Here is a 19,548-nt window from a genome sequence, read left to right as displayed (position 1 = left end):
ACGAACCGGCGACCTGCCCGGTTCCCCCACAGGGGTGTCCCGACGCACACCTCGACACCGTGGTGTGGGACAACTGTGCAGCACGCTCGGTACCCGGACGGCGGCGGAGGGCAGCGGCGCCCTGCTCCGTCCGGTCCAGCGGCGATGGTCTGCGGGTCGGGAGGGACGATCGGATGGCGCTGCACGCGGTGGCCGGACCCCGGCGGACGGTGTCGGTGCTCGCCGCCGGTCTCGCCGCGGCGGCGGCACTGGCGGTGTTCACCGTGCCGGTGGGGACGGCCGTCGCCGTGCCCGTCATCCCGGCGCCCGTGGCCGCCGCACCGACGCCGCCGGTCGTGACCGCGCCCGCGCCGCCGGCGACCACCGCCCGGGCCGAGGCGGGCGACCTCGTGCCGCACCCGGCCGTCGTCGCGGGGCCGGGGTCGATCGGTCCGGGGACCGTCACCGAGACCACCGGCGCGGGCCTGTGCACGGCCGGGTTCGTGTTCACCGCGGGCGAGCGCACCTTCCTCGGGCAGGCCGCGCACTGCGGCGGCACCGGCGGCGAGACCGAGACCGACGGCTGCACCTCCGACGCGGTGCCGCTGGGCACCCCGGTGCTGGTGCACGGCCGCGACGGCACGGTCACCGGGACGCTGGCGTGGAGCTCGTGGAACACCATGCAGGCCCGCGGGGAGCGCGACCCCGACGTCTGCGCCTACAACGACCTCGCACTCGTCGAGCTGCCCGCGGGCGCCCGCCCGTCGGTGGGTGCCGCGGTGCCGTTCTTCGGAGGTCCCGGCGCGGTCCGCACCGCGCCGCTGCCCGCCGGCACCCCGGTCTACGGCCTGACCAACCCACCCGGCGCCGGCGGCGTCCGCACGGTCGGGGTGCGCGCCGGTGCGGCCGCCGCCGAGGTCGGTGGCGGGTGGGGGCACGCGGTGTTCGCCGTGCAGGACGGCGTCGCCGGGGAGTCGGGCAGCCCGCTGCTCGACGCGCAGGGCCGCGCGATCGGCGTGCTGTCCAGCCTCACCACCACCGAGGACCTGCCCAGCATCGAGTACACCGACCTGGCGAGGGCGTTGGACTACGCAGCCCGCACCGACGGTCCGGCCGGTCTGACGCTCGCCGGCGGGCCCGCGTTCACCGCGGCCCCGGCCGGGGTGGACCCGCGCGCGCTGGCCACACCCGCCGGGCCCGGGCTCGGCTGAGCCGCGCTCAGGCGTAGACCGACGGGTCGAGCGTGCCGATGTAGGGCAGGTCGCGGTAGCGCTCGGCGTAGTCGAGGCCGTAGCCGACGACGAACTCGTTCGGGATGTCGAAGCCGACATACCGGACCGGGACGTCGACCTTCACCGCGTCCGGCTTGCGGAGGAGCGTCACGACCTCCAGCGACGCGGGCGAGCGGGTCTGCAGGTTGCCCAGCAGCCAGTTCAGGGTCAGCCCCGAGTCGATGATGTCCTCGACGATCAGAACGTGCCGCCCGGCGATGTCGCGGTCGAGGTCCTTGAGGATCCGCACGACACCCGACGACGAGGTCGACGAGCCGTAGGAGCTGACCGCCATGAACTCGAGCTGGGCCGGGATGGGCAGCGCGCGGGCGAAGTCGGTCATGAACATGACGGCGCCCTTGAGGACGCCGATCAGCACGAGGTCGGACTCGCGGCCGTCGCGCACGAGGTCGGCGTAGTCACCGGCGACCTGCTGCGCCAGCTCCGCGGTCTTCTCGCGCACCTGCTCCTCGGTGACCAGCACCGAGGAGATGTCCCCGTCGTACACCCGACCCCCTCGCACGGACCGTGTGACGGCCCGGTCGACGCCTCCACCGGACCCGCGGTCACGCCCGGTCACGCGGCCGGCTGCGGCGGCGCAGCACGAGCCTGCCACGGGCGCGGGTCAGCACCAAGCCGCCGCCCACCGCCGGTCCGCCCTGCCCGCGCCAGGCTCCGACGAGGTCGTCGGCCGCCCGCAGCTGCGCGTCGGTGAGGGCCCGCGCGCCCGCTCCGGCGAGCCATTCCCGCAGGACCCGGCGCCGTACGGCGGGCTCGGCAGCGGCCAGTACACCGGTGTCGAGCGCGGTGCCGACGGCCTCCCCGACCCCCGCCGTGGCCCCGGTCGGGTCGGTCGCGGCGGTACCCGGTGGTGAGCCGTTGTCGCCGGAATCACCCGGCCCGGTCCCCCCCGCCGGTGCATTCCGCTCACCGTCCGTGGTCACGCGGGCCGCGGACAGCAGCCGGGCCGCGGCGACGGAGAGGGCGGCGTCGTCGTCGTGGAGCTGGTCCGCGGTGCGGGCGAGCGCGGCCGCGACCCCGCCGCCCAGGACGTCCTCCAGCAGCGGCAGCACCTCGTGGCGCAGCCGGGAGCGGACGAAGCGGGGGTCGGCGTTGTGCGGGTCGGCCCAGGCCGCGACGCCGGCGGCCGCGCAGGCGGCGACGGTGTCGGCCCGGCGCACCCCGAGCAGCGGGCGCAGCCACGGCTCGGTCCACTCGCGCATCCCGGACAGCGACCGGGCCCCGGAGCCCCGGCCGAGGCCCAGCAGGACCGTCTCGGCCTGGTCGTCGAGGGTGTGCCCGAGCAGCACCGGCGACGACGGCGTCGGCCGCGCCGCCCGCAGCGCCGTGTACCGGGCGGCCCGGGCCGCGGCCTCGGGGCCGCCCGCGGCGCCGACGACGACCGGGTGCACCGTCGCCGTCACCCCGAGCCCGCGCAGCAGCGTGGCGAGCCCCGCCGAGCGCTCCGCGGACCCGCCCTGCAGCCCGTGGTCGACGACGGCGGCGTGCACCGGCCCCTCGACCGCCTCCCGGACGGCGAGCACCAGCGCGGTGGAGTCGGCCCCGCCGGAGCAGGCGACCAGCGGCGGGGCGGCCGCCACGTCACCGGGCAGCCGGTCCAGTGCAGCCCGCACGGCACGCCGGACCCGGCCGGCCGCGGCGAGCCCGTGACCCGTCAGGCGACGCGGCGCAGCCACGCGGCGGGGTCGTCCAGCTCGGCGCGGGTCGGCAGCGTCTCCGGCGACTCCCAGACCCGGTTGATCCCGGCCATCCCGGCCTCGCGCTCGACGGCCCGGCAGAACGCGGCGCCGACGGCGTACTGGCGCATCTTGGCCTCGACCCCGAGGAGCGCGCGCAGGATCCGGTCGATCAGCCCGCCGCCGCGGCGGCGCTCGGTGAACCGGCGCCGGATGAGCGCGACGTCGGGGACCACGTCCGGCCCGACGGCGTCCATGACGTGGTCGGCGTGCCCCTCCAGCAGGGTCGACAGGGCGAGCAGCCGGTCGAGCACGGCCCGCTGCTCGGGGCCCTGCAGAAGCTCGACCAGCGCGAGCACGTCGGCCTTGCGGCCGTCCTCGCCGCGCAGCGCGCGGATCGCGTCGGGCAGCCGGGCGAGCCGCGCGGTGTCCGGTTCCTGCAGCGACAGCAGCTCGGTCACCAGCCCGGCGAAGTGGTCGCGCAGCCACGGCACCGCGGTGAACTGGAGCCGGTGGGTGGCCTCGTGCAGGCAGACCCAGAGGCCGAACTGGTCGCCGTCGACGTCGAGCGAGCGCGAGGCGGCGTAGACGTTCGGGGCGACGACGATGAGCCGCCCCTCCCCGCCGGGCCCGCCGAACGGGTCGTACTGGCCGAGCACGCGGGCACCCATGTAGGCGAGCAGCGCGCCGAGCTGCACTCCCGAGCCCGCCGCGGTGACCGTGCGCAGCGGCCACGGCGAGTCGGGCAGCCGGGCGCCGGAGGTCAGCGCCTCCATCCCCCCGACGGCGGCACGCGCCCAGGCGGGCCGGTCCAGCACGTCGGCGGGCAGCAGCGGCAGGTCCGCCCCGAGGCCGGTGACCTCGCGGACGTGTCCCTCGGCGCGGGCGGAGTCGGTGCGCAGGCGCTCCACCAGCGCGCCCGCCACCGCGGGGGTGGTGCGGGGCCCGGCGGGCATCAGCGATGCCGCCGTCGACGCGGCCAGGGACCAGTTCACCGGCAGTCCGGCGCCGGTGCGGTCGGGCCGGGGGCGGCCGGTGACCGGGCCGGTCGTGTCGGTCTCCATGCGTCCCACGCTACCCGCGACGACGGGTGCGCGAGACCGGGTCAGCCGCGGCAGCCGCAGCGCGACAGCGTCGCCGCGATGCGGTCCAGCGCGGGCCGGGCGTCGGCGGGCGAGGTGCCGTTGGACAGCAGCGCGAACACCAGCAGCCTGCCGTCGACGTCGGTGACGACCCCGGCGAGGCTGGAGGCGCCGGACAGCGTGCCGGTCTTGGCGCGCACGACACCGCGCCCGGCGACCGACCGTGGGTCGCCGAACCGGTCGGCGAGCGTCCCGCCACCGCCGGCGACCGGGAGCCCGGTGAGGATCGGGCGCAGGAACTGCACGTCGGTCGGGCTGTCGGACTGGGCGGCGGCCGAGGACAGCACCGCGCCGAGCAGCCGGGCCGGGATCAGGTTGTCCCGGGACAGGCCGCTGCCGTCGGCGAGCTCCAGCCCGGACACGTCGTAACCGGCCTGGACCAGCGCCTCGGTGACGGCCTTCGAGGCGCCGTCGAACGAGGCCTCGCCGTCCTTGGACACCGCGACCTGGCGGGCCATCGCCTCGGCGGTGACGTTGTCCGAGGCGGTGAGCATGTACTCGATCAGGCTCGCGATCGGCGGGGAGGACACGCTGCCCAGCACCGGCGCGTTCGCAGCGGCGACGCCCTCGAGGACGTCGGAGGCGCCGAGCGCGCGGGCCAGCGCCTTCCCGGCGGCCGCGGCGGGGTCGGTGCTGCGCGGGCCGTCCTGCTGCAGCGGGTCGGTGCGGCCGCCGTCGAGCATCAGCGCCGACATCGGGGCGACGTAGCCGTCCGCGACATCGGTGGGCCCCCAGCCCGGGGACTCGGCCGGGCCCGTCCAGAGGCTCGCGTCGGTGTAGACCGTCGTGATCGGGCGGCCGACGGCCTTCTTCACCTGCTCGGCGAGGTCGGCGATCCGCGCGGGCTCCGGGTAGAGCCCGTCCTGCCCGTCGGGCAGCGCGGTCAGCGACGGGTCGCCGGACCCGACGAGGACGACCGAGTCCGGGGACGGACCGGGCACGACCCGGGTCGCGAGCCGGTCGGTCGGGTTCAGCGACAGCAGCGCGGCCGCGGCGGTGAGCAGCTTCGTCGTGGAGCCGGGGACCATGCCGCGGTCGCCGTCACGCTCCCAGATCGGCTTCACCCCGCGCGGGGCCGCGGAGTCCATGACCACCCCGGTGACCTCGCCGAGCTCGGGCGCGTCGAGCTGGGAGGACAGGGCCTGGGTGATCCCGGCGGCGCTCGGCACCGGCGCCGTCGGCGTGAGGGGGCGCAGCGCGGGCATCGGGACCGGCGGGTACTGGGTGGCGGTGGTGCCGAGCCCGAACGAGCTGCGGGCGTCCGGCCCGGCCAGGGCGACGGCGCCGAACAGCGAGGCCAGTGCCATCACCGCGACCGCGACCACGGCGAACCGCCGGTAGCTGCGCTCCGGCCGGCGATGCCTGCGTCCCACGGACCCTCCTGTACCTGCTCGTCCGGCGACCGACCTGCCCGCACGGTGGTGCGACGCGGGCCACATCGGCCCGCTCCGCCCTCACCGGCGTGCACCCGCGCCCACCCGGTCCCTCACACTAGGGGGCAGCACCGACACCGCCGGAGCGGGCGGGCCAGCGGCCCCGCCCCGGATCCGGTGGAGCCGTGACACAAGACCGCTGACCCTCTTCAAGGAGCAACGAACCGTGGACTTCGACGTCACCATCGAAATCCCCAAGGGCGGCCGGAACAAGTACGAGGTCGATCACGAGACCGGACGTATCCGGCTCGACCGCACCCTGTTCACCGCCACCCAGTACCCCGCCGACTACGGGTTCATCGACGACACCCTGGGCGAGGACGGGGACCCGCTGGACGCCCTGGTCCTGGTGCAGGAGCCGACCTTCCCCGGGTGCGTCATCCGCTCCCGCGCGATCGGCATGTTCCGGATGAAGGACGAGAAGGGCGGCGACGACAAGGTCCTCTGCGTCCCCTCGGACGACCCCCGCCAGGAGCACCTGCGCGACATCCACCACCTGGCCGAGTTCGACCGGGCGGAGATCCAGCACTTCTTCGAGATCTACAAGACCCTCGAGCCGGGCAAGAGCGTCGAGGGTGCGTCCTGGGTCGGCCGGGCCGACGCCGAGCGCGAGATCAAGGCGTCCTACGAGCGCGCGAAGAACGCCGGGCACTGACCGATCTCGCCGGGGCGGCCGTGCACGGCCGCCCCGGCTACGGGTCACACCTTCTCGAACACCGCGGCGAGGCCCTGGCCGCCGCCGATGCACATCGTCTCCAGCCCGTAACGGGCGTCGCGACGCGCCATCTCGCGGGTGAGGGTGGCCAGGATGCGGCCGCCGGTGGCACCGACCGGGTGCCCCATCGAGATCCCCGAGCCGTGCACGTTGGTGCGCTCGAAGTCGGCGTCGGTGAACTTCCACTCCCGCGTGCAGGCCAGCACCTGCGCGGCGAACGCCTCGTTCAGCTCGATCAGGTCGACGTCGGCCAGGGTCAGCCCGGCCACGTCCAGGGCCTTGGCCGTCGCCGGGACCGGGCCGATGCCCATCGTCGTGGGCGGGACCCCGCCCAGGCCCCAGGACACGACCTTCGCCAGCGGGCGCAGTCCCAGCTCGGCGGCCTTCTCCGGGCTGGTCACCACGCAGATCGCGGCGCCGTCGTTCTGGCCCGACGCGTTGCCCGCGGTCACGGTGGCGTCCGGGTCGTCCTTGCCCAGGATCGGGCGCAGCGTCGCCAGCTTCTCGACCGTCGAGTCGGGGCGGACGTGCTCGTCGCGCTCGACGACGGTGTCGCCCTTCCGGCCGGGCACGGTCACCGGGACGATCTCCTCGGCGAACACCCCGGACTCCTGCGCGGCCGCGGCCCGGTGGTGCGAGCGGACGGCGTACTCGTCCTGCTCGGCGCGACCGATCGCGTAGTCGCGGCGCAGGTTCTCCGCGGTCTCCAGCATCCCGCCCGGCACCGGGAAGTTCTTCCCGCCGGCGGTGACGCGGCCGCGCGCCAGCGAATCGTTCAGCATCACCCCGCCGCCCTTGACACCCCAGCGCATCCCGGTGGAGTAGAACGACGCGCCCGACATCGACTCGGCGCCACCGGCCAGCACGACCTCCGCCGCGCCCGTCCGGACCTGGCCGGCCGCGTAGAGCACGGCCTGCAGGCCCGAGCCGCAGCGGCGGTCGATCTGGATGCCGCCCGCGGTCACCGGCAGGCCGGCGTCGAGCGCGGCGACCCGTCCGATCGCCGGGGCGTCCATCGTCGGGTAGCAGTGGCCCAGCACGACGTCCTCGACGACGTCGGGGTCCAGCCCGGTCCGCTCCATCAGGGCGCGGATCACGGTCGCGGCGAGGGTGTGGGCCGGGACGTCGCGCAGCGACCCCCCGAACCCGCCGACCGGGGTCCGCAGCGGCTCGCAGATCACCGCATCACGCATGGGTTCTCTCCTCCTAGACGAACTGCCGGGTCAGCCATTCGGCGACCAGGGCGGGCTTCTCGGATCCCTCGACCTCGACGGTCACGCCGATGGTGAGCTGGACGCCACCGGAGACGTCGCTGACGTCGGTCAGCTCGACCCGGGCGCGGATCCGGCTGCCCACCGGCAGCGGGCTGGTGAACCGGACCTTGTTGAGGCCGTAGTTCACGCCCATCTTGACCCCGTCCACCTTGTAGACGGACTGGACCAGCTTGGGCAGCAGCGACAGCGACAGGAAGCCGTGGGCGATCGTGGCGCCGAACGGTCCGGACGCGGCCCGCTCGGCGTCGACGTGGATCCACTGGTGGTCGTCGGTGGCGTCGGCGAAACCGTCGATCCGCTCCTGCGTGACGGTCAGCCAGGGCGAGGTCCCGATCTCGGTCCCCTTGGCCGCCCGCAGCTCGTCCACTCCGTCGAAGACGCGCATCTGTCACTCCGTTCGTGGTGCGTGATGGGTGATCCGTTTCCAGCTTTCCCTACCGCACCGCGGGCCGCCGGGGGGGTGCGACGTCGTCGAACACACACGCCCCGCACCACACGACCGGTGCGGCTTGGTTAAGGTCACCTCGTCAGGAGCCGCCTTGAGCAGATGGGCACAGCTTCGACGTGGAAGGCCTACGCCCCATGACCCCGACCGCCCCCGACCGCCGATGACCGCCACCACCACCTCGCGTCCCGACCCGGACGGCCTCGTCCACCGGGCCGTGCCGTACCGGGATCCCGAACACCAGGCCGCCGCCCTCACCGCACCGGTGGCCGGGGCACTGGAGGCGGGCCGTCGTGCGCTCGTGGTGGTCGACCCGCGGTGTGCCGCGGTGCTGCGCCGCTCCCTCGGCCACGACGCCGGGGTGGAGTTCCGCACGCCGGACAGGATGCACTCGGCCCCGCCGTTCACGGTCGCGGGACGCTGGAGCCGCGCGGTGCGCGGGGCGCTGGCCGACGGCGCGTCCGGGGTGTGCACGGTCGGCCAGCCGGTCGAGCTGCCCGGCGCGGACGCCGCCTACTGGACCCGCCTCGATCTCGCCCTCTCGCACGCCCTGCGTGAACTCCCCGTCGAGCTGCTGTGCTGCTTCCCCGACGTCGAGCCCGACCGCGCGCACGCCGGGGCCCTGCACGACGAGTTCCTCGTCGACGGCGCCCCGGTCCCGAGCGGCTGCCGGCGCGACGACCACGATCTGCTGGCCGAGAACCCGCAGTGCCCGCCGGATGAGCTGGGGCCGGCGATCGTGACGCTGCCGGTGACCCTGGACGACCTCGGGTCGATGCGGCGCGTCGTCGAGCGGCAGGCCGAGCTGTCCGGGCTGGGGCCCAGCCGGATCTCCGACCTCGTGCTGGCGGTCAACGAGCTGATCAGCAACGGCGTCGAGCACGGGTCGGGTCACCCGGTCCTGCGGATGTGGCGCACCGAGGCGGGGCTGGTCTCCGAGATGAGCGACGCCGCGACGTGCCGGCTCGCGTTCCCCGGGCTCGCCGCGCCTCCGGTCGCCGGGAACCGTGGCCGGGGGATGTGGCTGGCCTCGGAGCTGTCGGACGTGCTGCAGGTGTGGACCGCGGAGGACGATCCCGGTCAGGTGACGGGCACGGTCGTGCGCGTCACGATGTCGCCCCCGTGAATCCCGGTACGGTCCCGGGGTGACCCGGCACGACCGCGCCGACCCGGTGACCCGCTTCCTACGGATGGTGACCGGGCCCGAACCGCCGCTCGACGAGGCCGCACTGGCGATCGCCGCCGGCGCCGCCCCGGATCCGGAGGTCGCGGCGGTGTCCACCGCACGGGCCCGCGCGACGCTCGACGAGCTCGCCGAGGGTGTCACCGGGTTCGAGTCGCTGCTGCACCGGCTGTTCACCGAGGCCGGGTTCCGCGGCAACTCCACCGACTACGCCGACCCGCGCAACTCCTTCCTGCCCGACGTCCTCGAACGCCGCACCGGCATCCCGATCACCCTGTCGGTCGTCGCGATCGAGGTGGGCCGCCGGGCCGGGGTGCCGCTGGAGGGCGTCGGCATGCCCGGGCACTTCCTGGTGCGGGTGCCCGGCACCCAGCGCCTCGTCGACGCCTTCGGCGGCGGCAGGCGGCTCGACCCGGCGGGCTGCGAGGAGCTCTTCCGCGCGACGACGGGCGCCGGCCCGGAGGTGCCCTTCGACTCGGGCATGCTGCCGCGCACCTCGACCCGCCAGATCCTCGCCCGGATGCTGGAGAACCTGCGGGCGACCTACGGCCGCTCCCGCGACCACGACGGCTTGGAGTGGGTGCTCCGGATGCGGCTGGGCCTGCGCCACCAGGGCCCGGAGCTCATCCGCGAGCTCGGCGAGGTGCTCGCCGCGCAGGCCCGCTGGGACGAGGCGGCCCGGCTGATGGAGTCCTGGGTGGACGGTCCGGGGCGCGGGTCGCGCTCGGGCGCCGAGGTGCTGGACGAGGTGCGCACCGAGGCGATGAAGCACCGGGCCCACCTCAACTAGGACGTCGGTCAGGTGTGCGGGGCCCGGGTCGGCGCGCCGGAGTCCTCGCCGAAGCGCCACGGCTGGCCGGTCGACTCCAGCACGGCCATCCACAGGTCACCGTGCGGGTCCACCTGGTTGCGACGGCTGACGGCCAGGCTCATCGGGATGTGCACGAACCGACGCCGCACCCGTCCGACCACCATCGCGGTGCGCCCGGACATGGCGGCGTGCACCGCCGCCTGGGACAGCCGGACGGTGTAGACGCTGTCATAGGGGTTCGCGGGGACGCTACGGATGATGTAGCTCGGGTCGACGTAGCGGACGGTGGTCTCCATCCCGGCGTCGGCGAAGGAGTCGGCGATGCGATCCTTGAGCCAGGGGCCGACGTCGGAGAGCTTCGCGTTGCCGGAGGCGTCGGTGCGCCCGACCGGCGGCAGCATCTCCTGCCCCGCCCCCTCCGCGACGACGACGACCGCGTGCCCGCGCTGGGACACCCGTCGTCGCAGGTGGTTCAACAGACCGGTCTCGCCGTCCAGCTCGAAGGGCACCTCGGGGATCAGGACGGCGTCGGCGTCGGAACGCACGAGCGAGGCGTAGCAGGCGATGAAGCCGGAGTGCCGGCCCATCAGCTTGACCAGGCCGACGCCGCCGGGGGTGGACTTGGCCTCCACCGTGACCGACCGGATGGCCTCGCTGGCCTGGGAGAACGCCGTCTGGAAGCCGAAGGACTGGTCGATGAACGGGATGTCGTTGTCGATCGTCTTCGGGATCCCGACGACGGCGATCCGCAGCCCCCGCTCCCCCACCACCCTGGCGATCTCCATCGCGCCACGCATGGTGCCGTCGCCGCCGATCACGAACAGCACGTTGAGGTGCATCTGCTCGAGGCAGTCGACGATCTCCTCGGGGTCCTGCGGGCCGCGTGAGGTGCCGAGGAAGGTGCCGCCGTCGACCGGGATGTCGCGCACCGACTCCGGGCTCAGCTCGACGACGTCGTGACCGTAGGAGGAGACGAAGCCGCGGTAGCCGTTGCGGAACCCGACGACCCGGCGCACGCCGTAGTGGTAGGTCAGGGTGCGGACCAGGCCGGAGATGACGTCGTTGAGCCCCGGGCACAGACCGCCGCAGGTGACGATCCCGGCGCGGGTCTTCGACGGGTCGAAGTAGATCTGCCGGCGCGGCCCGCACGGTTCCAGGCCCGGCAGCTCCTCCGGTTCGACGCCGCGGGCGCGGATCCCGGCGGCGGTGTCGTCGAGCAGGACCCGGTCACCGGCGTCCACGTAGTGCTCGGTGGTGCGGCGGGCGTCGAGCAGCGGCGCCAGCGGCGAGGTGATGCGGGCCGGGCCGAGCGTGTCGATGGCCAGGTCCCCGGGCGTGATGCTGCTGTACTCCGAGGTGGTCACGCGCACACTCCGTCTGGATCGATTCGCCCGGGGGCCGGGCGATCATCGTGACGCACACCGGGCGAATCGTCGATCCGACCCCCGGGAACGGCGCCGCGGGACCACCCGCGGGTGCGCCGAGTCCCGCCGATCGGACCATCGTCGTCGCCGATGCGTCACCGGCCGGCCCGCGGACCGCCCCGCGTCCTTGCGGTGTGCATCGCCGGACGTCACCGGTTTCGCCCACCCTGTCGCACACGCACTGTGAACGAAACGAGCACCCGGGGTGAACGCAGCACGTCGCGTAGGGCAAAATTCGTCCATGCGGAGCATCGACCCCCGTCACGCCTGGTCCACCGGATTCGCCCGCACCATCGCCGAGGAGCTGCGCCACGGCGTCGCGACCGGCGCGGTCACCTGGAGCGAGGCCGACGAGCTGCTCAACCGCCTGCGCACGGTCATCGACCAGGCGCTGGACGTGCATCCGCAGCCGCTGTGACCGCGTCCGTGTCCTCGACGGGGACGCCGCGGTAGGCCCGTCCCACCCACACCAGGGGTCGGCCGCGACGGCGCAGCCCGAGCAGCTCGACGACCTCGGCCGCGACCAGCAGCGACGCGCCGACCTCGGAGACCGACAGGACCCGGCAGCGCAGCGCGGTGCCCACGTCGACCAGCCACGGCTCCCCGGTCGGCAGGGCCATCCACCGGACACCCGCTCCGAACCGCTCCGCGCCCGGGACCGCGAACGCCGCCGCGAGACCGGTGTCGGTGCCGTCGAGCAGGTGCACGACGACCGTCCCGCCCCCGGCGAGCGCACCGGCCAGCCGCGAGTCACGGGCGGTCGAGAACGACACTGCGGGCGGGTCCACCCCGACCGAGGCGACCGACGACGCCGTCATCCCGACCGGCCCGTCGGGCCCGGTCGTGGTGAGCACGGCGACCCCGGCGGGGTGCCCACGGAACGCCGCCCGCAGGCCCCCGGCCGGATCGGCGACCGTCACGCCCGCGCCCGGGCGAACCGCTCGGCGGCGTCGGCCCAGTTGACGACGTTCCACCAGGCCTTGACGTAGTCGGGCTTGACGTTCTTGTACTGCAGGTAGAAGGCGTGCTCCCACATGTCGAGCAGGACGATGGGGGTCTGGCCTGCGGGGAGCTGGGACTGCTGGTCGTAGAGCTGGTGGATGAGCAGGCGGTCGCCGAGCCGGTCGTGACCGAGGATGGCCCAGCCGGAGCCCTGGATGGTGGTGGCGGCGGCGGTGAAGTGGGCCTGGAACTTGTCGAAGGAGCCGAAGTCGGCGTCGATGGCGGTGGCGAGGTCGCCGGTGGGCTTGTCGCCGCCGTCGGGGGAGAGGTTGTTCCAGAAGGCGGAGTGGTTGACGTGGCCGCCGAGGTTGAACGCGAGGGTCTTCTCGAGTCCGACGACGGCGCCGAAGTCGTTCTTGTCGCGGGCCTCGGCGAGCTTGTCGAGGGTGGTGTTGAGGCCCTGGACGTAGGTGTTGTGGTGCTTGGAGTGGTGCAGCTCCATGATCTCGGGCGCGATGTGCGGGGCGAGCGCGGAGTAGTCGTAGGGCAGGTCCGGGAGCGTGTAGTCGGCCATGCGGCCCAGCCAACGACCTCGACCCCGGTTGAGGTCAAGGGTGAGCTGCGTCGTCAGTCCAGCCGCTCGTCCGTGCCGGGATGGAACAGGTGGACCGCAGCGGGATCGACGGCGACCCGGACGACAGCCCCGATGGTCGGCGACGGCGTCGACGCGGGCAGCCGGACGGTCAGCCGGTGGTCGCCGCCGTCGGCCGCGGTGTACCGGCCGTGCAGGTAGCTGTCCGATCCGAGCTCCTCGACCAGGGCGACGACGATCGGCAGGCCGTTCCCGGCGAGCCGCAGCCCCTCGGGCCGCACCCCGACCCGGACCGCGCGATCGGCGTCGAGTCCGTCGAGTTCCCGTCCGAGCGCGTCGCCGATCCGGTGCGTGTCGATGACGATCCCGTCGTCGTCGATCCGGCCGGGCAGCAGGTTCATCGCCGGTGACCCGATGAACCCGGCGACGAACGCGTTGACCGGCCGGTCGTAGAGCTCGCGGGGCGGGGCGCACTGTTGCAGGCGCCCGTCGCGCAGCACGGCGACCCGGTCGCCCATCGTCATCGCCTCGGTCTGGTCGTGCGTGACGTAGACGGTGGTCGTGCCCAGCCGCTGCTGGAGCGCGGCGATGTTGGCCCGGGTCTCGACCCGCAGCTTGGCATCGAGGTTGGACAGCGGCTCGTCCATCAGGAAGACCGATGGCTCCCGCACGATGGCCCGGCCCATGGCGACCCGTTGGCGCTGCCCACCGGACAGGGCCCGTGGTCTGCGGTCGAGGTAGCGGGTGAGATCGAGCAGCTCGGCGGCCGTCTCCACCCGGGCGCGGCGCTGCGCCGGCTGCACCTTCTGCAGGCGCAGCGCGAACCCCATGTTCTCGGCGACGGTCATGTGCGGGTAGAGCGCGTACGACTGGAAGACCATCGCGATGTCCCGGTCCTTCGGCGCCGCGTCGGTGACGTCCCGGCCGCCGATGTGGATCGCGCCCTCGTCGGTGTCCTCCAACCCGGCGAGCATCCGCAACGCGGTGGACTTGCCGGAGCCGGACGGGCCGACCAGGACCAGGAACTCGCCGTCGGCGATGCTCAGGTCCAGGGTGTCGACCGCGCGCACCGGCGGGGTCCCCGGGTAGATCCGGGATGCCTTGTCGAAGCTGACGGCTGCCATGGGGTCTCCTCGTCGGGTTCGTGCGAGATCGGGGCGGCGGTGCTCAGCGCACGACGGCGCCGTCGGGCAGGTCCAGCAGGGACAGCTCGTCACGGCGGGGCAGTCCCTCCCAGTCGCCGCGGGCGGTGACCGCGAAGGCCCCGACGGTGACCGCCCGGTCGAGCCGCTCGGTCCGGTCGGCGCCGTCCAGCAGGGCCGAGAGCCAGCCGGCGCAGAAGGCGTCACCGGCCCCGACCGGGTCCACCGCCCGGACCCGCAGCGCGGGCCGGTGCCGGGGCCCGTCGGCGTCGTGGCTGGTCGCGCCGTGCACGCCGTTCTTGACCACGACCTCGCCCGGGGTCCCGGCCAGCAGCTCGGCCGGGTCCGCGGCGCCGATCAGGGCGAACTCCTCGGGGGATCCGATCACGACGTCGGCCTGCCCGGCGAGTGCGGCCAGTGCCGGGCCCGCCACGTCGTCGGGCCACAGGGCCGGGCGATGGTTGAGATCGACCGACACCACCGCCCCGAGCAGCCGGGCCCGGCGGGCGAGCTCGGCGCAGGCCGTGCGACAGGACTCGGACAGGGCCGCGGTGACCCCGGAGAGGTGCACGGCCCGTGGCCGGAGCGCGAGCGCCGGAGCGAGGTCGGTGGTGCCCCACCGGGATCCGGCGGAGCCGCGCCGGTGGTACTCGACCCGGGTCAGGTCGGGCGTGCGGCGCTCGAAGAGCACCAGCCCGGTCGTGGCGTCCGGATCGGTGACGACGGCGTCGACGGCCACCTGCTCGGCGGCCAGCGTCCGCCGGACCAGGGCCCCGGACTCGTCGGCGCCGACCCGGCCACCGAGCGCCGTGGAGTGTCCGAGCCGGGCGGCGCCGATCGCGACGCCCGCCTCGGCGCCGACCACCGACACCGTCGCGCTCCCGCCGAGGCGCAGCGGGCCGTCGCAGCGGACCGCGGTCATCACCTCACCGGCGACCAGGAGATCGATCACGGCTGCACCGCCCGCAGGAAGTCACGGGCGCGGCGGCGCAGGGCCGCCAGGTCACCGCCGTCCGGGGCGTCACCGCACAGCGGACCGGCGACCCCGACCGCGCAGGCGCCGTGGGCGAGGTACTCGACGGCCTGGTCCTTGCCGATCCCGCCGACCGGCACGGTGTCCAGGGCGGGGAACGGCCCGGCCAGCGCGTCCAGGTAGCCGGGGCCGACGGTCGATGCCGGGAAGATCTTCACCGCGGTGACACCGTGCCCGACCGCGGTCGCCACCTCGGTCGGGGTGAGCGCGCCGCAGAGCACCGGCAGCCCGGCCGCGACGGCGTGCGGAACGGAACCGGCCAGCGCGGGCGTGACCACGAACCGGGCACCGGCCGCGACCGCGTCGTCCACCTGACCGGGGGTGAGCACGGTGCCGGCGCCGAGCGCGACCCGGCCCGCCGTGCGCGCCGCCACCTCCTCGATCACCGCGAGCGGCTCGTGGCCGCTCAGCGAGATCTCCAGTGCCTGCACACCCTCCTCGGCCAGCGCGAGCGCGGTGGCCACGCTCGCCTCGCGGTCCGCGCCGCGGACGATCGCCAGCAGCCCGGTCCGGCGCAGGGTCGTCATCAGGTCCTGTGCGGCGCTCATCCCTTCACCGCCCCGGCCGTCATCCCGCGGGACAGGAACGGTTCGAGCACGATGAACAGCAGCACCATCGGAACCGTCGACATGAGACCGATCGCCATCAGGCCGGACCAGTCGATGCTGAACTCACCGATGAAGGTCGCGATACCGACGGTCACCGTCCAGCCCTGCGGATCGCCCATCAGCGTGCGGGCGAACAGGAAGTCGCCCCAGGTCAGGATGGACGCGTAGACGAAGGTCGCGGCGATGCCCGGCTTGAGCAGCGGGACCACCACGTACCAGAGCGCGCGCAGCCGGCCGCAGCCGTCGATCATCGCGGACTGCTCGAGCTCGGCGGGTACCGAGTCGACGAACCCCTTCATCAACCAGGTGGTGAACGGAACGGTGGCCGCGATGTTGACCAGTGTCACCGACCAGAGGTTGTTCACCATCCCGAGCCCGGCGAACAGCACGAACAACGGGATGATCAACAGGGTGCCCGGAAGCATGCGGCTGAACAGGAGGGTGAATCCCATCGCCTGCTGGCCCGCGGTCCGGAACCGGGACAGGCTGTACCCGCCGAGGGTGCTCACCGCGGTCGAGATGGTCGCGGCGCCGATCGTCGTCACCGTCGAGTTCCACAGCCAGCGGCCGACCGGCTGGTCGTCGATCACCCCGGTCCACGCCTCGGTCGTCGCCGAGTCCGCGGGTGGCACCAGCGGTGGATCGGCGACGAGCAGGTCGCTGCTGGGGACCAGCGACGTCATGATCATCCAGTACACCGGGAACATCAGCACACCGGTCACGACGACGGCCAGCGCGAGCAGGCTCCACCGACGGCCGTCGGCCGGCGCCGTGGCACTCATGAGAACTCCCGTCGGATCGAGCGGCCACCGGCCAGCAGGAAGAACCCGCAGATCGCCATCGTGACGATGCCCAGTGCGGTCGCGGTACCCATCTCGAAGTACTGGAACGCCTCGGTGTAGATCCGCACGGCCAGGGTCTGCGTGGCCTCGTTCGGACCGCCCCCGGTGAGCGGGAAGATGAAGTCGAACTCGCGGAACACACCGATAGCGGTGATCACGACGGCGAGGGTGGACGCCCCGGCGATCGCCGGCCAGGTGATGTGCCGGAACTGCCGCACCGGCGAGGCACCGTCCACCCGGGCCGCCTCGTACAGCTCGGCCGGGATCGACTGCAGCTGCGCGAGCAGGATCAGGGTGAAGAACGGGTAGTACTTCCACACCGTCGGGACGATCACCGCGGCGAGCGCGGTCCGGCCGTCGGCGAGCCAGGCGACGTTCTGGTCGATCAGCCCGACCGTGCGCAGCAGGTAGTTCACCACGCCGTAGGACGAGTCCAGCATCCAGCTGAACGCGGCGGCGACGACCACCCCGGGAACCGCCCACGGCAGCAGCACGAGCGGCCGGATGATCCGCCGGCCGGGGAAGGCCCGGTTGAGCAGCAGCGCGAGGCCGAGCCCGATCGCGAAGGCCGGCACCACCACCCCGAGCGTGTAGACGACCGACCGGACGACGTCGGCGAACAGCCCGGACGAGCCCAGCACCTCGGCGTAATTGCCGAGCGTGTAGGGATTGCCGCTCAGGTCCAGCAGGTCGGAGATCTGACCGCCGCGCAGGCTCAGGTCGAGGGCGACGTAGAGCGGGTAGGCCATCAGTACCGCGACGACCAGCAGGGTGGGAGCGAGCGTGCCGTAGGCGAACAGCCCTCGGCGCCGCCGGGCGCGCCGCTGGAGCGGACGCGGCCGGCGATCGGGACCGGCAGGCGGACCCGGTGGGTCCGCGGTGGTGCTTCCGGTGGCCGATGAGGTCATGGGCGGACCGCCTCCTCGAGCTGATCCTGCAGCGTGCCGGCGATCGCTGTGGTCGGTTCCCGGCCGGTGATGAGCGAGACGGCGGCGGCCGCCACGATGTCGCTGATCCGGCCGAACCGTTCCCGCTGCGCCTCGCTGTCGGGAAAGATCGAGATCGCCTCGTCGGCGAGCTCCTGGACGAGTGCGAGCTCGCTGCCCGCGGGCGGCTCGTCGCCGAGGTTGCGGCGCGGTACCGGGTTCCCGGTCAGCTCCCGGTAGCGGCGCTGCCACTCCGGCGAGCAGGCGAGCCGGATGAGCTCCCAGGCCGCGTCGGCCCGCCGGGGGTCGGTGCCCTCGGGGATGTGGATGCTGTTCGAGGTGCCCCCCGGCGTACGAACGAAGGGGGCCCGGGCGACGGTGAGGGACGGCCGCACCCGTTCCTCGGCGTCCTCCAGCTCGGAGGCGAAGAACGGGCCCTCCAGCAGCATCGCGATCTTGCCGGTGCGGAAGAGCTCGTTGCGCTGCTGGCTCTGGATCCCGCGTGGCGCCTGCGCGACCGCCCGGCGGTAGGCGTCCAGACCGCGGATCGTCTCGGGGGTGGTCGCGGTGACCCGGTCGCCGTCGAACAGGCTGCCGCCCGTGCCGACGACGAAGGCCGCCAGCTCGGTGTAGTTGTCCGGGTTCTGGGTGGTGGTCGCGCCGAAGCCGTAGATGCCGTCGCCGGTCACCGCCTCGGCCGCCGCGAGCAGCTCCTCGGTGGTGCGCGGCACGGTGTGCCCGGCAGCGCGGAGCAGGGACTCGTTGCAGTAGAGGCTGTAGCCGTAACCGAGCAGCAGCACCCCGTAGTGGTCACCACCGGTGGCCATCTCCTCCTGCAGCGGAGTCCACGACGACACGATGTCGGTGTCGTCGAGCCGGGTCTGCAGTGACTCCAGCCAGCCGCGCCCGGCGAACTCGGCGGCATTGCGGGCGGGCAGGTGCAGGATGTCCGGGCGCTGGTTGGCCGCGAACCGGATCGTCAGCTGGTCGGCGTAGCTGTCGAACGGCATCGGGTAGAGGTTGATCCGGATCCCCGGGTTCCGCTGCTCGTAGGCTGCGACGAGCTCCCGCCACCACGGCGCGAAGCTGCCCTCCTCCGCCTGCCAGGACGGGAACTCCAGGACCAGGTCGCCGGTGCCGGCCTGCGGTCGGCCGCATCCCACCAGAGACGCCGTCGCCGCCGCCGCGGCGAGCCCGAGGAAACCCCGGCGGGAGGTGAGCGCCGCGGCGCTCACGACCGTCCCACCGGCGGCACGGTCCCGACCTCGGCCGGGCTCGTGTAGCCCAGCGTCACGCTGATCGCGTCCGCCGTCTCGATCGCCTGGACCGAGAGCTCGCGCTCCCGCCGGGCCAGGTCGATCACCGACAGCGAGCCGGAGATCGAGACGGCCGCCACGACCAGGCCGTCCGCGTCGTGCACCGGGGCAGCGACGCAGGCCCGACCGAAGGCGAGCTCCTCGATCTCGGTCGCGTAGCCGCGTTCCCGGGTGCGGTCCAGGTCGTCGTCCAGCGCGTCGTGCCCGGTGATCGTGTGGCGGGTGAAGGACTGCAGCTCACCGAGCAGGTCGCGGCGCTGCTCCGGTGTGGAGCCGAGCAGCAGGCACTTGCCCATCCCGGTGGCGTGCAGCGGATTGTGCCGACCGGCCAGGGTGGCCGCCCGCGGGGCGTCCGGGCCCTCGAAGTTGGCGAGGTAGAACACCGACCAGTCGCGCAGCACCGACAGGTTCGCCCCGAGCCCGGTGCGCCCGGCCAGGTCCTGCACAGGCTGGCGACCGGCCCGGAACACCGGGTGCTGGTTCAGCGCCGCCGCGGACAGCTCGATCAGTGCGGCACCCAGCCGGTACGTGCCCGCCGCATCCCGCTCGACGTAGGCCAGTGCCTCCAGGGTCGCGAGCATCCGGGAGGTCGTCGACTGGCCGAGGCCAGCCCGGTTGGCGACATCGGCGACCCTCAGTGCCCGGGTGTCGGAGAACGCGGCGAGCACCGCCGCGGCCCTCTCGACGCTCTGGTTGGTCGCCTGCTGCTCACCGGCCATCGCCACCTCCGTATCGACGTCGTTATCGACTCATCCGCTCTCGATGACGTACGA

At 73.9% G+C, this 19,548-nt stretch carries 21 protein-coding genes; 5 read left to right on the top strand and 16 right to left on the bottom strand.

Annotated elements, in window-relative coordinates; genetic code table 11:
- Positions 1-173 precede the first annotated feature (173 nt).
- Positions 174-1,190 carry a serine protease gene (locus DMP15_RS04360; RefSeq protein ID WP_337825482.1) on the top strand — a complete coding sequence of 339 codons (1,017 nt, stop codon included), beginning with the start codon at positions 174-176 and terminating at the stop codon, positions 1,188-1,190.
- A 7-nt stretch (positions 1,191-1,197) separates the two neighbouring features.
- Here DMP15_RS04360 and hpt read toward each other — a convergent pair whose 3' ends face one another.
- The 4 genes from hpt to dacB all read right to left on the bottom strand — a co-directional run bounded on the left by hpt (position 1,198) and on the right by dacB (position 5,462).
- Entirely contained in the window at positions 1,198-1,758 is a 561-nt protein-coding gene (gene hpt / locus DMP15_RS04355) for a hypoxanthine phosphoribosyltransferase (protein ID WP_073576928.1), read from the bottom strand.
- A gap of 58 nt (positions 1,759-1,816) precedes the next feature.
- On the bottom strand, positions 1,817-2,929 hold the full coding sequence (tilS, locus tag DMP15_RS04350) for a tRNA lysidine(34) synthetase TilS (RefSeq protein WP_337826671.1): 1,113 nt from the start codon (positions 2,927-2,929) through the stop codon (positions 1,817-1,819).
- Complete coding sequence (locus tag DMP15_RS04345) at positions 2,926-3,903, bottom strand: zinc-dependent metalloprotease (RefSeq protein ID WP_237453441.1); 978 nt, start codon at positions 3,901-3,903, stop codon at positions 2,926-2,928. The genes tilS and DMP15_RS04345 overlap by 4 nt, the downstream gene beginning before the upstream one ends.
- A gap of 149 nt (positions 3,904-4,052) precedes the next feature.
- Positions 4,053-5,462 (bottom strand): D-alanyl-D-alanine carboxypeptidase/D-alanyl-D-alanine endopeptidase, encoded by a 1,410-nt coding sequence (dacB, locus tag DMP15_RS04340; protein WP_167410003.1) that lies wholly within the window; start codon positions 5,460-5,462, stop codon positions 4,053-4,055.
- 226 nt (positions 5,463-5,688) lie between these two features.
- Here dacB and DMP15_RS04335 point away from each other — a divergent pair, with 226 nt between their 5' ends.
- Positions 5,689-6,177 carry an inorganic diphosphatase gene (locus DMP15_RS04335; RefSeq protein WP_073576771.1) on the top strand — a complete coding sequence of 163 codons (489 nt, stop codon included), beginning with the start codon at positions 5,689-5,691 and terminating at the stop codon, positions 6,175-6,177.
- Between the two features lie 44 nt (positions 6,178-6,221).
- On the opposite strand, the gene DMP15_RS04330 is transcribed toward DMP15_RS04335, so the two are convergent.
- Together DMP15_RS04330 and DMP15_RS04325 are read right to left on the bottom strand one after the other, a co-directional pair.
- Positions 6,222-7,430, bottom strand: coding sequence for an acetyl-CoA C-acetyltransferase (locus DMP15_RS04330; protein ID WP_337825481.1), 1,209 nt, complete (start codon positions 7,428-7,430; stop codon positions 6,222-6,224).
- A 13-nt stretch (positions 7,431-7,443) separates the two neighbouring features.
- Positions 7,444-7,896, bottom strand: a complete 453-nt coding sequence (locus DMP15_RS04325) for a MaoC family dehydratase (protein WP_073576773.1) — start codon at positions 7,894-7,896, stop codon at positions 7,444-7,446.
- Positions 7,897-8,119: 223 nt separating this feature from the next.
- Between DMP15_RS04325 and DMP15_RS04320 the strand changes: the two genes are divergently transcribed.
- A complete protein-coding gene (locus DMP15_RS04320) occupies positions 8,120-9,082 on the top strand; it encodes an ATP-binding protein (protein WP_073576774.1) in 963 nt (320 codons plus the stop codon).
- Positions 9,083-9,101: 19 nt separating this feature from the next.
- Complete coding sequence (locus DMP15_RS04315; RefSeq protein ID WP_073576775.1) at positions 9,102-9,929, top strand: SirB1 family protein; 828 nt, start codon at positions 9,102-9,104, stop codon at positions 9,927-9,929.
- 8 nt (positions 9,930-9,937) lie between these two features.
- Here DMP15_RS04315 and DMP15_RS04310 read toward each other — a convergent pair whose 3' ends face one another.
- Entirely contained in the window at positions 9,938-11,314 is a 1,377-nt protein-coding gene (locus DMP15_RS04310; protein WP_073576776.1) for an ATP-dependent 6-phosphofructokinase, read from the bottom strand.
- Positions 11,315-11,615: 301 nt separating this feature from the next.
- On the opposite strand from DMP15_RS04310, the gene DMP15_RS04305 reads away from it, so the two are divergent.
- Entirely contained in the window at positions 11,616-11,792 is a 177-nt protein-coding gene (locus tag DMP15_RS04305; protein ID WP_157818365.1) for a hypothetical protein, read from the top strand.
- Here the strand turns inward: DMP15_RS04305 and DMP15_RS04300 are convergent.
- Genes DMP15_RS04300 through DMP15_RS04260 form a run of 9 tightly spaced genes read right to left on the bottom strand, consistent with a single transcriptional unit; the run spans position 11,752 to position 19,494 of the window.
- A complete protein-coding gene (locus tag DMP15_RS04300; RefSeq protein WP_337825480.1) occupies positions 11,752-12,294 on the bottom strand; it encodes a flavin reductase family protein in 543 nt (180 codons plus the stop codon). The two genes, DMP15_RS04305 and DMP15_RS04300, sit on opposite strands and share 41 nt — an antisense overlap.
- Complete coding sequence (locus tag DMP15_RS04295) at positions 12,291-12,890, bottom strand: superoxide dismutase (RefSeq protein ID WP_073576778.1); 600 nt, start codon at positions 12,888-12,890, stop codon at positions 12,291-12,293. The genes DMP15_RS04300 and DMP15_RS04295 overlap by 4 nt, the downstream gene beginning before the upstream one ends.
- A gap of 53 nt (positions 12,891-12,943) precedes the next feature.
- Positions 12,944-14,032: an ABC transporter ATP-binding protein gene (locus DMP15_RS04290; RefSeq protein WP_073576779.1), complete on the bottom strand. Its 1,089-nt coding sequence runs from the start codon at positions 14,030-14,032 to the stop codon at positions 12,944-12,946.
- Positions 14,033-14,075: 43 nt separating this feature from the next.
- A complete protein-coding gene (locus tag DMP15_RS04285) occupies positions 14,076-15,002 on the bottom strand; it encodes a sugar kinase (RefSeq protein WP_304580164.1) in 927 nt (308 codons plus the stop codon).
- A complete protein-coding gene (locus DMP15_RS04280; protein ID WP_073576780.1) occupies positions 14,999-15,631 on the bottom strand; it encodes a bifunctional 4-hydroxy-2-oxoglutarate aldolase/2-dehydro-3-deoxy-phosphogluconate aldolase in 633 nt (210 codons plus the stop codon). The genes DMP15_RS04285 and DMP15_RS04280 overlap by 4 nt, the downstream gene beginning before the upstream one ends.
- Positions 15,628-16,473, bottom strand: a complete 846-nt coding sequence (locus DMP15_RS04275) for a carbohydrate ABC transporter permease (RefSeq protein ID WP_073576781.1) — start codon at positions 16,471-16,473, stop codon at positions 15,628-15,630. The genes DMP15_RS04280 and DMP15_RS04275 overlap by 4 nt, the downstream gene beginning before the upstream one ends.
- Positions 16,470-17,441 carry a carbohydrate ABC transporter permease gene (locus DMP15_RS04270; protein WP_073576782.1) on the bottom strand — a complete coding sequence of 324 codons (972 nt, stop codon included), beginning with the start codon at positions 17,439-17,441 and terminating at the stop codon, positions 16,470-16,472. Before DMP15_RS04270 ends, DMP15_RS04275 begins: the two co-directional genes overlap by 4 nt.
- Positions 17,438-18,694 (bottom strand): ABC transporter substrate-binding protein, encoded by a 1,257-nt coding sequence (locus DMP15_RS04265; RefSeq protein WP_073576783.1) that lies wholly within the window; start codon positions 18,692-18,694, stop codon positions 17,438-17,440. Before DMP15_RS04265 ends, DMP15_RS04270 begins: the two co-directional genes overlap by 4 nt.
- Positions 18,691-19,494 (bottom strand): IclR family transcriptional regulator, encoded by an 804-nt coding sequence (locus DMP15_RS04260; RefSeq protein WP_337825479.1) that lies wholly within the window; start codon positions 19,492-19,494, stop codon positions 18,691-18,693. The genes DMP15_RS04265 and DMP15_RS04260 overlap by 4 nt, the downstream gene beginning before the upstream one ends.
- Positions 19,495-19,548 lie beyond the last annotated feature (54 nt).

This window comes from Pseudonocardia sp. UM4_GMWB1, from assembly GCF_017312155.1.
Classification (GTDB): Bacteria; Actinomycetota; Actinomycetes; order Mycobacteriales; family Pseudonocardiaceae; genus Pseudonocardia; species Pseudonocardia alni.
Note: the sequence above shows the minus strand (reverse complement) of the source record. Positions and strands in the feature narration are given on the sequence as shown.

Excerpts from the sequence above, each read along its gene's own strand:
- DMP15_RS04325 (WP_073576773.1), bottom strand. The coding sequence starts at position 7,896 with ATGCGCGTCTTCGACGGAGTGGACGAGCTGCGGGCGGCCAAGGGGACC.
- DMP15_RS04260 (WP_337825479.1), bottom strand. The coding sequence starts at position 19,494 with ATGGCCGGTGAGCAGCAGGCGACCAACCAGAGCGTCGAGAGGGCCGCG.
- DMP15_RS04270 (WP_073576782.1), bottom strand. The coding sequence starts at position 17,441 with ATGACCTCATCGGCCACCGGAAGCACCACCGCGGACCCACCGGGTCCG.
- DMP15_RS04320 (WP_073576774.1), top strand. The coding sequence starts at position 8,120 with ATGACCGCCACCACCACCTCGCGTCCCGACCCGGACGGCCTCGTCCAC.
- DMP15_RS04360 (WP_337825482.1), top strand. The coding sequence starts at position 174 with ATGGCGCTGCACGCGGTGGCCGGACCCCGGCGGACGGTGTCGGTGCTC.
- DMP15_RS04290 (WP_073576779.1), bottom strand. The coding sequence starts at position 14,032 with ATGGCAGCCGTCAGCTTCGACAAGGCATCCCGGATCTACCCGGGGACC.
- DMP15_RS04280 (WP_073576780.1), bottom strand. The coding sequence starts at position 15,631 with ATGAGCGCCGCACAGGACCTGATGACGACCCTGCGCCGGACCGGGCTG.
- DMP15_RS04345 (WP_237453441.1), bottom strand. The coding sequence starts at position 3,903 with ATGCCCGCCGGGCCCCGCACCACCCCCGCGGTGGCGGGCGCGCTGGTG.
- DMP15_RS04275 (WP_073576781.1), bottom strand. The coding sequence starts at position 16,473 with ATGAGTGCCACGGCGCCGGCCGACGGCCGTCGGTGGAGCCTGCTCGCG.
- DMP15_RS04305 (WP_157818365.1), top strand. The coding sequence starts at position 11,616 with ATGCGGAGCATCGACCCCCGTCACGCCTGGTCCACCGGATTCGCCCGC.
- DMP15_RS04330 (WP_337825481.1), bottom strand. The coding sequence starts at position 7,430 with ATGCGTGATGCGGTGATCTGCGAGCCGCTGCGGACCCCGGTCGGCGGG.
- DMP15_RS04295 (WP_073576778.1), bottom strand. The coding sequence starts at position 12,890 with ATGGCCGACTACACGCTCCCGGACCTGCCCTACGACTACTCCGCGCTC.